The following is an 11,340-nucleotide window of genomic DNA, read 5'->3' as shown; positions in this document are numbered from 1 at the left end:
CCCTCGCCACATATGACTACAACAACCGGCCAGCCGCCACTCAGCGGGCGCTATAGGGCAACAGAAACGCCACGCTAAGCCCCGCCAGCGAAATCAAGCCAAACCACGCCACTGGCCCCATGGCCCAGCCCCACACCTGCACACTCACGGCAAAGCTGGCCGCCAGCAGCACCCAGCCCATCCCCCGCAAGCCACGCCGCAGCATGGGCGAGGGCAGGCGGTGCCAGAGCTGTTTGTAGTGCCGTTCCAAACCTAGGCATAAGCCCAGCATTCCACCGCAGGCCAGCAACAAGGCGACTATCAATGCCATCTCAGTTGACCTGCGCTACAGGTTGCTTGCCCACGCGCCGTGGGGCGCGCTCCTTGGGCGCCTGGTACAGCTTCCAGCACGGCCAGGCCAGCAGCAGGCCGAGGGCGACGCTGGTCAATTCCAGGTAGAGGTAATCACCCAGGCTTTCCCCCAGCAGGCTCAGGGCCGGCAGGCTGATACACAGGGCGGCGGCCAGGCCCAGTTGCTCGCGCCAGGCACTGCGCCAGGGGCGGATGATCGCGTGGCCCAGGCTCAGCAACCACACCAGGAAAAACACCCGCACCTCCCAGCCACCGCGCTGGGCCAGTTCCACCGGCAGCAAGCGGTTGGCCCACAGTAAGGCCACGCACGCCACCATCAACCCGGCCACCACCGCCACATTCAGGCGTTCGGCGATGTGGTAGAGCAGGGCGCCCACAGCCCCTTCGCCATCGTGGCGCCGACTGCGCTTGACGGTAAACAGCACCACCCCGGTCGCGAGCATCGCGCAACTGGCCAGGCCGCAGACAAAGTACAACCAGCGCATGGAGTAGCCACCAAACTGGGCAAAGTGCAGGCCGGCCATGACCTTTTGGGTCAGCAGGCTTGGCCGGCTGACGGCGGGTTGGCGCAGGACTTCACCGCTGACCCCGTCAAACAGCATGCTCTGGCCCTTGGTCAGTTCGATGCGATTGCCCAGCACCGGGCGCGCCTCGATCCGCGCGTTGCTGCGTCCTGGGTTGTGGATCGACAGGCTGGACACCGGCCCCATGGCTCGCTCGGCCTCGGCCAGCAGGGGCTCAAGCGCGGTCAACTCGGCCGCCTCGCTGCGCGTGGGGCGTTCGCCGCGCACCTGCTGTTCGGCGGGCGCACCCCGCAGGGCGCGGCCCAGGTTGTCGCGATCGCCATCGAACAGTGCATCCACCGCCGCCGGCATGTAGATCAGGTAGAAAATCACCAGCCCGGTATAGGTGATCATCAGGTGAAAGGGCAGTACCAGCACTGCCGTCGCATTATGCGCATCCAGCCACGAACGCTGGCCCTTGGCGGGACGGAAGGTGAAGAAGTCCTTGAAGAACTTCTTGTGAATCACAATCCCGCTGATCAGCGCCACCAGCATCGCCATGGCGGCCAGCCCGACGGTCCAGATCCCCAGGTCACGGGGCAGGTTGAGGGTGAAGTGGAAGCGGAAGAAGAACCCGCCACCGGCGGTTTCGCGCACGGCCAGGGGCTCGCCGGTGCGCGGGTCGAGCGCGGTGCCGCCGCCACGGCGTTGTTCGCCGGCCGATACCGTCAGGGTGTCGGAACGCTCGCCAGGCAAGCCGATGTTCCAGGTCTTCGCCTCGGGATGCTGGCGCGCCAGATAACCGAGGGCCTGTTGCGCGGCGGCGCTTTGCGACAGGCTGGTGGCGGGGATTTCCGGGCGCATCCAGCCGTCGATTTCCTTGTCGAACACCGCCAGGGTGCCGGTCAGGAAGATCGCAAACAGCAACCAGCCAAAAATCAGCCCGCTCCAGGTGTGCAGCCAGGCCATGGATTGGGTCAGGGTCTTGTGTTTCATCCCAGCACCTCGCGCCATTGTGGCCAGAAGCCGATGGCGGCCAATGGCAGCGCCAGGGCCATCCCGGCCCAGGCGCGCCAGGCGTTGCGACAGGCGAAGGCCCAGAGAATCGCCAGGGTATAGATCAGGAAGGAGGGCAGGCTGGCGACCACCAGCGCGTCGACCTTGTCCATGGGCAACAGGCGCGCCAGGGCGGCGGTAAACGCATAGGTAAACAGGTAACCGCCGATCAGCGCGGCGACAATCCGCGAGAGGGTCGGCCAGGCAGGGGATTTGCTTTTCATAGAGGGCTCATCAGCGTTAGACCTGTGGGAGCTGGCTTGCCTGCGATGCAGACGCCTCGGTCTATCAGGTAATTTTGAGGTGATGCCATCGCAGGCAAGCCAGCTCCCACACAAGCCAATCCCACCTAGATTGAGTGGGTCACAAGTAATCCAGGGCTCGAATGCTAGTGATTCTCATATGGGAGTAAACGCAATTTACAACTTATACACTTTGAGGCGCAGATGCAGGCTCAGCCCGGGCGTGGTGTTCTGCGCCCATAACTGACCGCCTTGCAACTGCACGATGCTGCGCGCAATCGACAAGCCCAGGCCATAACCGTCACCGCCCGGGCGGGCAGCATTGAGGCGGGTGAACGGCAGGAAGATCTGCTCCAGCTTGTCGGGCTCGATGCCCGGGCCTTGGTCCTGGATGCAAAGGTGCCAGAAGTCGCCCTCAAGCTTACCGGTCAAGCGCACCACGCCCTGTTCGGGGGAGTGGCGGATGGCATTGCGCAGGATATTTTCCAGGGCCTGGGCCAGGCCATTGAGGTTGCCCAGCACCCAGACGCCTGCGGGCAGCTCGCAGGGCAGGCGCTCGCTTGACCAGCCGCTTTCAAAGCAGGCGTCTTCGCGCAACAGGTCCCACAACGGCTCCATCTCCACCGCTTCCACCGGCATGGATGGGCGTTCGGTATCCAGCCAGACCAGCTCCAGGGTGTTGCCGATCAGGCGTTCCATGCCTTGCACTTCGCGCTCCAGGCGCTGGCGCAGGGCGCCGGGATCTGGCTCGCGCTCGCCGGCCACCCGCAGCCGGCTCAAGGGCGTGCGCAGTTCGTGGGACAAGTCCCGCAGCAAGCGCCGTTGCAGCACCACCGTGCTCTCCAGGCGCTCGGCCATATGATCGAAGGCCCGGGCCAACTCACCCAACTCATCGCGACGGCGCGTCACCTGGGCCCCGACCCGTGACGCCAGGTCCCCGGCGCTCAGGGCATTGGCCTGGCGCCGCAGGATCACCAGCGGCGAAATCAGCACCCGATACAACAGCACGCCGAACAACAGCGCCAGTGAGGCCGGCAGAACGTGTTGCAGGAGGATGTTCCAGCGGCCATTGTCCTTGCGCGGGTCCAGGTGCAAGGGCAGCTCCATCACCAGCCGCGATTGGCCATCGCTGAACGGGATATAAAACGTCGGCCGGCCACCGGGGCGCCCCACCGGCCAGTCGATCCGGCGCACGAAATCCAACTTGCGCCGCTCAAGCGTGGTCAGCGCCTGGGAAGACAGCGAATGGTGGTCATCCACCACCACCGCCCACACCTGCTCCCGGGCGCGCAAGGTGTTCAGGAACTCGTCGACGCCTGCCGCGCCGCGCTCACGCCAGGCGGCTTCGGCCTGCTGTGCATAATCGGTAAGAATCTGCCGGGTGGGCGCGGGCAAGCGCGCAGTGGCTTCCTGGATACGCTGGCTGACATCCACCTGCAGGCTGACCACCAACAGGCACAGCACCGCCAGCAGGCCGATCAGTTTCCACAACAGCGAATGACGGTTGGGCAGCCTCATGGCGCCAGCCGGGTCAAGATGTAGCCGGTACTCCTGACCGTCTCCACGCGCCCGGCGGTGTAGCCGATGGCCTGCAACTTGCGGCGGATGCGGCTGACATGCATGTCCAGGCTGCGATCATGCCGGGAATAGGCACGGTGCATCACCTGCTGGTACAGGAACGCCTTGGTCAGCACCTCATCGACATGGGCCACCAGGGTTTCCAGCACCCGATACTCGGTGGTGGTCAGGTCGGCCCACTGCCCATTGAGGCTGACATCGGTGCGCTGTTCGTCGAATGTCAGTTGCGGGTCTTCATTGCGCGCCGTGCCCGGCACCTCGTGTTCATAGGCCACGCGGCGCAGGATCGCGTCGATGCGCACATCCATTTCCAGCATGCTGAACGGCTTGGGCAGGTAATCGTCGGCGCCCTGGCTGAAACCGGTGATGCGGTCCTGCTCGGCGCCAAGGGCCGACATCAGGATCACCGGCACCCGCTGATGCCGGCGCAGTTGCGCCAGCACCTCGAGGCCGCTGCTGCCTGGCAGCATGATATCCATCAGGATCAGGTCGAAAGGTTGGGCGCGCACCAGCTCGACGATTTCACCCCCGTTCTGGCGCAACGTGACATCGAAGCCGCGTTGGCCCAGGTGGCTGTCCAGATGGGCGGCAAGCACCGGGTCATCCTCGACGGCGAGGATGCGACGCGCTGTGGGGAGCGAAGGGTGGGCGTGCATGGGAATTTCCTGCGAATGCGAATGTTTCTAAGTCGCGCATTCTGGCAAATCTTCCGGCACATTCCTATTGATTGCGATTTATTGCTGCATTTGCCGGATGATCCGACAGAACACCGGATCATCCAGATACGCCATATGGAGCCGGCTCCTACATGGAGCCGCGCCCGCTTTAGACCTATCCTAGCGCTGGCAAGGGTCGTTCTTGTTCAACAGATTCCCCGTCGAATACCACACGCGTTGCGCCGCTGGCCCCAGGTCCAGCGCCACCGGCGCATCGGCGCGCCCCTCCAGCAACGTCGGATAAACCCCAGGCTTGAGCGGCGACTGGCAGACAATCGGTAGTGACTGCACGGTGGTGAAGTTCAAATCCACCGTAGACACCAGTTGCGCCGCCGAAAACGGCGCTGGCGGGCCGGGCAGGGTGATGATTTCCTGGAAGTCCGGATCCTGGGCGATGTAGTGCGTCAAGTGCGCCTCTGTGCCCCGGCCAAACAGGGTGTAGACCAGCTGTTTCGGCCGGTCGATGCCCAGGTTGAACGGCCGGTAGATCACCACCGCCTCGACCGTCACGGGTACGTTGTCAAACAGCACCGGCCCCGGTGTGCCGCCGCCATCGTTGGAGTAGCCGTCAAAGATCGTCGCCTTGAACGAGGTCACTTCACCGGCCTTGAGCTGGGGCAGGGTGAACGTGTCGTCGTCGACGTTGATCAGGTTGTACGGCTTGCTCGGATTGGCCGCGCGCAGGGCCTGGTACTTGGCCATTACGTCTGCGGGCAGGCTGGCCTGGAGCACGATCTGGTACATGTGCTTTTCCGTGGTGAACATTGGCATGTGCACCAGGAACAGGGTCTGCGAGCCGACCATGAACATGCCGTGGTTGCCCGGCGCATCGGCATCGGCGCCGTTGCTGACCGCGTGCAGTTCATGGGGGGAATGGGCAACGGCCAGCGGGGCGAGGGCCATCGATAGCGCAAGCAGCAGGGTTGCAAGGGAGCGTTTCATGGTGGGCCATCCTTGAGGGTTTCGAAGGCATTTACGCGTTTGATCAGGCTTTTTTGCTTGGCCGAATCGGCGTTGTTGAACAGGAACGAAAAGTCCGAGGCCAGGCTGCTGCTGCCGGCAATCGTCGCCTGCTGATGGCAGGCATTGCAGTCCATGCTCTGGACGTAGGTCTCCATGGTGGTATTGGCCACCGGTACGTTGCTATCGCTGATAAAGGCGCCATAGGACAGGGGCACCTTCGCACCCGCGCCCGGCTCCGGGTCCGGTGCGGTCGGGGCGGTGATCCACAGCACATTGACTAGCTTGTAGTACTGGAACACCGACTGGCCGTTGGTCTGCTGGGCGAAGCTGGCCTGCACGGCGCCGTTGAGCGCCTGCATGTCCGAAGGCAGGGGGTGTTCGCGAGTGGTCTGGACCGGTTGGTTGCGTGGATAGGGCTCGGTGCATTCGCGATCAGGGTTGTGCTGCTGGCACTGGATACGGGCCACGTTGGGCGTGCACACGTCAGGGCCACCGGTGCAGTTGGGGTTGTAGAAGGTATAGCCGTCAGGCGGTGTCTGTTGCGCGGGCACCTGGCCTGGCTCTTGTACGTTGTCTACTTGCTCGAAGGTGGTCCAGATGAAGTTCGGTGAACTCTGGGTCTTGTTGATGATATGCAGGCCCACCAGGCCCACCACCTGTTGGGTGCACTGCAGGGTGGCGGGGTTCTTGAGCCAGGCCACGGTGGTCAGGTAGCGCCCGTAGAGCTGGGGCTTGCCGGTGAGGATACGCCAGGCGGCCTTGAGTTCCAGGGCGCCCAGTTGTTCCTGGGGCAGGGGCTGTGCCGGCATCGAGCGCATCAGCTCGCCGGCGGGCAGGGACAGCCCGGCCGGATGATTGCCATCGCTGTTTTGTGCAACGACCATTTGATTGGCGGCATCGTACAGCCCGTACTTGACGATATAGTCAAACTCGGCCTTGCCCACCTTGCGCTCGAAATACACCAGGTTGCCGGTCTGGTCCGTCAGCCAGCCGCCGGCGGCTTCCATGATCGGGTCGGGAATCGAAGCCAGGGTGCCGCTGGACAAGTGGAAGCGATGCTTGGCGTTGGTCGCGCTTTCCGAGGTGGCGTTCATGAACTTGCGCGCCCCCACCGACAGCGCTTTGAGGCTGCCCTCTCTGCTGCAATTGGACGGCACCAATGTCTGCACGCCCCAGCCTGTGGGCGGTCGGGCGCCGGGCAGGAATATATCGTTAGCGTCTTTAAAGCTTGCCCACACCGGCGCGGTGGTCATGGGTTGCCCGGCGACCTGGGGCACGCCAAATTGCGCCATGCTGATCTTGCGGTTCGGCTCGCCCGCGAGGGCTGCATTGGCTGGCCATCCGGGATCCACGGGCCAGTTCAGGGCAATAAACAGCTGCCAGCCAAAACAGTTCATGAAGCTCTGGCCAGTGGTGTTGAAATTGTTGACGGGTAGAAAACCGCCGCTGTTGGGGTCGAACACCAACTGCTGCTGGACGCAGGTATCGGCATCCGATGCCTGGGCCGTGGGCAGGAGAAACAGCGACAGCAGCGTGCTGACCAGCAGCAGACCACGTAAGCGAAATCTGTACATCATCGCGCTCCTTGCATGAAGGTGAAGCCAGTAACCGTTCTGTAGGAGCCGGCTTGCCGGCGAAAAACCTGAGGGCACCGTTGGGCGCCAGGTACCCCGCGTTATCGTTGGGGATTTTCGCTGGCAAGCCAGCTCCTACAGAGGTCGGTGTTGGCCCTTAAGTGGATGGCACCAGCGCCAGCCCGGACTCCCAAGGGTGGTCCGCCGCGCTGACGTTATCCGCCTCGCCCGGATTGAGCGCGCGCACTGTCACCAGCCCCGGCGCCGCGTTCGCCGCGACGGTGATGGTCATGATGTAACCCTGGGTACCGCCCGCATTGGTCTGGCCGGGAATGGCCGAGGCGTCGGGCAGGAACTCCGTGACCTGCGCCGTGACCCCGGGGTTGTTGAACTGGATCCGTGCGGTGGCGGCGGTGGTCTTGAGGTCCGCGCCTTGTACCACCAGCGCGAATTGCCCGCTGGTACCTGGGGCCAGCCAGGCCGGCAGGTCGGTGGGCGACTGGCCGTAGAACAGGTCCAGCGGCAACAACTGCACCGGCCAGGGCTGCAGGCCATTGACCCGATCCTGCACGCAAGGCGATTGCTGCTGCGCGGTGCTCGGCATGGTGGTGACACTCAGGCCCACCAGCAATTGCTGGGCAATCACCCACACATAGTTCACCGCCTGGCCATTGATGGTGATGTCGTTGATCGAGAACCCGGCACTTTCCGGTACCTCGAACACCGCCTGCAGGATCTGGTCGGAGCCGTTGATCGCCGATTTGGCGGTACCGCGGGTGATGCGCCAGTACTGGCTCACATCCTGGCCTTGGGGGCCTTTCCAGGCATTGAAGTTGGTCGGCTGTTGCAGGTACAGGGCGATGGGGTTGGTCAGGGAAATCCGGCTGGGGGTGGCCCCATCATTTGTCGCCCCGTTGGCTGCAAAGCCGATATGCGGGTCGGAGTTGCGATAGTTCTGCCCATATTGCGCGCAGCAGATCAGCGCCTGGGCGCTCTGGCTGCTTTTCAGGGGCCGCATGATCGTGGCCGCCGCCGCCAGGTACACCTCGGCGCTGAGGGTGTTGGGCCCAGAGGTCAGGTGCATCGCGCCGCCGAACTGGCCGGGGGTGCAGGCGGTGCCGGCGTTCCACTTGTTGACGGTGTCGTAGGCCGGCAGGCCCGTGGTCGGGTCAATTACCGGGTCACCGGCCTTGCCGGTCTTGCAGTCGGCGGTGTAGCGCAGGTAGAGATCTTGCAGTTGCACATTCGGGTCGATGTAGTCGCGATACAAGCCCAGCACGGCATTCGGATCGATGCGCCACATGGCCAGGAAGTACGCCGGGTTTTCACTGGTAAAGGTGATCTTGCGCATGTTGCCGTTGGTATCGCGCACGATCGACCACTCGCAGTATTCGTCCAGCCAGCCACGCGGCCCCGAGGGCGAGAAGTCTTTGTATTTGCCGCTCCAGTCGATAGTCGGGCAGCGGGTTACGGGCAGTTGCAGCAGGGTGCCTTTCTTGTCCGGGTCGTACAGGGTGTACAGGGTGCCGTTGATGGTGATCTGGCCGTTGTCGGTCAGCTCCATGACCTGTTGCAGGGTCATGGCCTTGTTGCCCAGTTGTGGAATCACCGCAGTGCCGTTGTTGTAGAAAAAGGTCCACAACCGGTTGGGAAAGGGTTGCCAGGTAATCGCCGGCAGGGTGGTGTCGCCATAGCCTTCGACCAGCGGGTTGTAATAGGCCGAGCGGGGCGCGTCATACAGGCCCGACCAGGGGTTGCCGATGATCGCCGCTTCGGTCCAGCCGGTTATGTCGTTGTTCCAGTCGGTTTCGAATTGTGGCAACTGGTCTTCCAGGCCCAGCTTGTTGTAGTCCTTTGGCGCTTGCCCAGCGGGGGAGGTGAATTGCTTGAAGGGCGTGCTCATGACAAATCTCCATGGGGGGTAGAAATGCTGCAGCAACCGGCACTCGGGGGAGGGTCGGCGACGGTCTGGCGCGGGTCATCCCACACCAGTTGGGCGATAAAGCCGGGCAGCGGCGCGTACTCTTGCGGCGCCAATACCCGGCCACTATCGAGATGGGTAACCAGCAGGCTCAACTGCACGGCGTCCGTGGGGCCGAGGTGCAGTGCCGAGGCACTGCGCGCGGCATTGAGCGCGCGGCAGACGCCGTGGGTAATGCAGCGCCCCTTGTCATCCACCAGCCCCATGCCGATGCGGCTGAAGCGCCCGACGTAGTGCGGGTTATCAGCGTTGACCTGTTGGGGCGTGGCGTCGGGCTGGTTGAGGAAAACGTCGCTCAGGTAGGTATCGTGGGTGCAGCGCACATGGTCGAACACCACCCACGGGCCGCCGGCCTGCGCCGGATCCTGGGCAGGCGCGGCACTGTGCGGGCAGCAGGCTTTTGCGCTGGCGCGTCGTGCGCCAAACGGCGGCGCGACAGGCATGCCGTAGTCATAGCCGATATGCCGGCTGTCCTGGGCCATATCGCCCAGGGTGGTATAGCGCCAGGCATCGGCACTGGTGAACGTGACGGTCTCGGCCTGGCTGCCGGCAAACGGCTGGAGCAGGCATTGGGTGGTGTACTGCGCCGCCGGGTTGGCGCGGATCCAGATCTCCAGTACGCGATCGATATTGGCGTGGTAGGAGCAGAACACCGGGTCAAACGCGGTGTAGGCGTTATCGGCCATATCACCGCCGATCCAGCCGTGATAGTTGTCGTGGGGCTGTTCAAACAGGCCATCGAAATTCAGCGTGCGGTTGGGGTACAGCTCGTCCTTTTGCGGTGGATCGAACACGGTGATATTGGCCCAGGGATACCCCGGCACGCCCTGGGGCTGGCTGAAGGTCTTGAACGCCAAGGCATCCACCACCTGCTGCTGGAAAATCCGGCTCATGCCATACAACTGGGTGCGCTTGACGCGCTGCTGGTCGCCCTGGGTATAGAACAACGGGTTGCGCTGCACGAAGCGGCAGTCCAGACCCTCGACATTGCCCGAGGCACAGACTTTCGAGCGGCCATCCTTGGCCGCCGCATAGCGCAATGGGTTTCGCCGCACTTCGCCGCTGTGCGGGTGCACATAGGTTTCATCGAGAAAGGCCTGAGGTAGGCCGGCCTGCGGGCTGCCATCGATACTGGCGTCCTCGGCCATCCAGTCCCAATAGGGGATCGGGCAGTCGATCAAGGCTTCCAGGTACAGCAGGTAGGCGCGATGCCACAAGGCAAAGGCTTCCTGGTAATGCAGGCACCAGTTGGTATGGATATAGGCATAGCGCTGCCAGGGCGAGCCACTGTCCGGGTTGCCGATCTGCATCACGTCGTCGAGCCGCGCACGGTACAGGTCCAGTTGCGCCTGGCTCAGCGCGCGGATGTCCTGGCGCACGCGCTTGACCGGGTGCGGCAGGTCTGGAGGCGGGATGCGCTCGGCGATGTCGAATGGTGAAAAGCTGTTCAGGCGCCAGCCCTGGTTGACCCACTGCCGGAAGGTTTCCAGGGCGTCTATGGGCCAGAATTGCCGGTCGTCCAGGGTCAACGGCATGTTGCGCGACGCCAGGTGCTGGTAGATAGTTTCGGACCAGGCCTTGACCGAGTCGGGGTCTTCCAGGAACACATCGTAGGCGTTCATGCAGCGCACCCACGAGCCTGCGACGTTGGCGCGATCTGCCGTTGGTATCCAGTAAGGCGCGGTGAAAAGCCCTTGGATATCAGCGGCCCATGTCGGTTTCGCGACTATCATAAGATCCCTCTCATGCGGCCCCAATGCTGGATTTTCCGGGGCTGCTAAGCTGGATTTGATAGTAACGGGCCACTGTGCAGTGATTTGTGCAAATTGGCCGGCCTTTACGGCGGATTCATTGCAGTTTTCTCAAGGAAGAAGTGGAAATAATGACAGACGCCATGGATTTGAAAATTCTCGGCAAGTTGCAGAAGGACTGCACCCAGAGCCTGGACCTGCTCAGCGACAGCGTGGGGCTGTCCTCGACCAGTTGTTACCGGCGCATCCGGCGCCTGGAGAGCGTGGGCATCATCAAGGCCAAAGTCGCAGTGCTGGATGAAAAAAAGCTGGGGATCCAGGTCACGGCGTTCTTTTTGATCAAGCTTGATAAAGACAGCAACGACATTGATCGCAAGATGCAGCACATCCTGGCCAACCACCCGGAGATTCAGGACTGCTACCTGATGACCGGGGAGTTTGATTTTGTAATGGTGGCCAAGTTTCGCGATGCCACGGAGTACACCGAATACATCTATCGGTTTCTTGATACTTACCGGGATATTCCGATCCGCACCTATTCGTCGACGTTGGTGGTGCGCACCGTGAAGAAGTCCTATGAACTGCCGCTGCAAGGCGTGCAGCACCTTCCTCCAGACCTGTAGAC

At 63.0% G+C, this 11,340-nt stretch carries 10 protein-coding genes; 1 reads left to right on the top strand and 9 read right to left on the bottom strand.

Going from position 1 to position 11,340, the window contains the following annotated elements; genetic code table 11:
* Nucleotides 1-40 precede the first annotated feature (40 nt).
* The 9 genes from BHC62_RS20335 to BHC62_RS20295 form a co-directional block, all read right to left on the bottom strand.
* Entirely contained in the window at nt 41-310 is a 270-nt protein-coding gene (locus tag BHC62_RS20335) for a DUF3325 domain-containing protein (protein ID WP_029292996.1), read from the bottom strand.
* A gap of 1 nt (nt 311) precedes the next feature.
* Nucleotides 312-1,850 (bottom strand): PepSY domain-containing protein, encoded by a 1,539-nt coding sequence (locus tag BHC62_RS20330; RefSeq protein ID WP_070995929.1) that lies wholly within the window; start codon nt 1,848-1,850, stop codon nt 312-314.
* Entirely contained in the window at nt 1,847-2,134 is a 288-nt protein-coding gene (locus BHC62_RS20325; protein ID WP_070995928.1) for a DUF3649 domain-containing protein, read from the bottom strand. The genes BHC62_RS20330 and BHC62_RS20325 overlap by 4 nt, the downstream gene beginning before the upstream one ends.
* Nucleotides 2,135-2,329: 195 nt before the next feature.
* Nucleotides 2,330-3,670, bottom strand: a complete 1,341-nt coding sequence (locus BHC62_RS20320; RefSeq protein WP_029292990.1) for a sensor histidine kinase — start codon at nt 3,668-3,670, stop codon at nt 2,330-2,332.
* A complete protein-coding gene (locus BHC62_RS20315; RefSeq protein WP_070995927.1) occupies nt 3,667-4,386 on the bottom strand; it encodes a response regulator transcription factor in 720 nt (239 codons plus the stop codon). Before BHC62_RS20315 ends, BHC62_RS20320 begins: the two co-directional genes overlap by 4 nt.
* Nucleotides 4,387-4,566: 180 nt before the next feature.
* Nucleotides 4,567-5,388: a hypothetical protein gene (locus BHC62_RS20310; protein WP_092235617.1), complete on the bottom strand. Its 822-nt coding sequence runs from the start codon at nt 5,386-5,388 to the stop codon at nt 4,567-4,569.
* Nucleotides 5,385-6,983, bottom strand: a complete 1,599-nt coding sequence (locus BHC62_RS20305; protein WP_070995926.1) for a hypothetical protein — start codon at nt 6,981-6,983, stop codon at nt 5,385-5,387. The genes BHC62_RS20310 and BHC62_RS20305 overlap by 4 nt, the downstream gene beginning before the upstream one ends.
* Nucleotides 6,984-7,140: 157 nt before the next feature.
* A complete protein-coding gene (locus tag BHC62_RS20300; RefSeq protein ID WP_029292983.1) occupies nt 7,141-8,886 on the bottom strand; it encodes a hypothetical protein in 1,746 nt (581 codons plus the stop codon).
* Nucleotides 8,883-10,697: a tyrosinase family protein gene (locus BHC62_RS20295; protein WP_083335461.1), complete on the bottom strand. Its 1,815-nt coding sequence runs from the start codon at nt 10,695-10,697 to the stop codon at nt 8,883-8,885. The genes BHC62_RS20300 and BHC62_RS20295 overlap by 4 nt, the downstream gene beginning before the upstream one ends.
* Before the next feature lie 161 nt (nt 10,698-10,858).
* Between BHC62_RS20295 and BHC62_RS20290 the strand changes: the two genes are divergently transcribed.
* On the top strand, nt 10,859-11,338 hold the full coding sequence (locus BHC62_RS20290) for an Lrp/AsnC family transcriptional regulator (protein WP_029292979.1): 480 nt from the start codon (nt 10,859-10,861) through the stop codon (nt 11,336-11,338).
* The last annotated feature ends 2 nt before the right edge of the window (nt 11,339-11,340 follow it).

It is taken from the genome of Pseudomonas sp. 06C 126 (assembly GCF_001855215.1).
In the GTDB taxonomy this organism is placed as follows: Bacteria; Pseudomonadota; Gammaproteobacteria; order Pseudomonadales; family Pseudomonadaceae; genus Aquipseudomonas; species Aquipseudomonas proteolytica.
This window is presented reverse-complemented; position numbering and strand designations above follow the sequence as displayed.

Excerpts from the sequence above, each read along its gene's own strand:
- BHC62_RS20335 (WP_029292996.1), bottom strand. The coding sequence starts at position 310 with ATGGCATTGATAGTCGCCTTGTTGCTGGCCTGCGGTGGAATGCTGGGC.
- BHC62_RS20330 (WP_070995929.1), bottom strand. The coding sequence starts at position 1,850 with ATGAAACACAAGACCCTGACCCAATCCATGGCCTGGCTGCACACCTGG.
- BHC62_RS20325 (WP_070995928.1), bottom strand. The coding sequence starts at position 2,134 with ATGAAAAGCAAATCCCCTGCCTGGCCGACCCTCTCGCGGATTGTCGCC.
- BHC62_RS20320 (WP_029292990.1), bottom strand. The coding sequence starts at position 3,670 with ATGAGGCTGCCCAACCGTCATTCGCTGTTGTGGAAACTGATCGGCCTG.
- BHC62_RS20315 (WP_070995927.1), bottom strand. The coding sequence starts at position 4,386 with ATGCACGCCCACCCTTCGCTCCCCACAGCGCGTCGCATCCTCGCCGTC.
- BHC62_RS20310 (WP_092235617.1), bottom strand. The coding sequence starts at position 5,388 with ATGAAACGCTCCCTTGCAACCCTGCTGCTTGCGCTATCGATGGCCCTC.
- BHC62_RS20305 (WP_070995926.1), bottom strand. The coding sequence starts at position 6,983 with ATGTACAGATTTCGCTTACGTGGTCTGCTGCTGGTCAGCACGCTGCTG.
- BHC62_RS20300 (WP_029292983.1), bottom strand. The coding sequence starts at position 8,886 with ATGAGCACGCCCTTCAAGCAATTCACCTCCCCCGCTGGGCAAGCGCCA.
- BHC62_RS20295 (WP_083335461.1), bottom strand. The coding sequence starts at position 10,697 with ATGATAGTCGCGAAACCGACATGGGCCGCTGATATCCAAGGGCTTTTC.
- BHC62_RS20290 (WP_029292979.1), top strand. The coding sequence starts at position 10,859 with ATGGATTTGAAAATTCTCGGCAAGTTGCAGAAGGACTGCACCCAGAGC.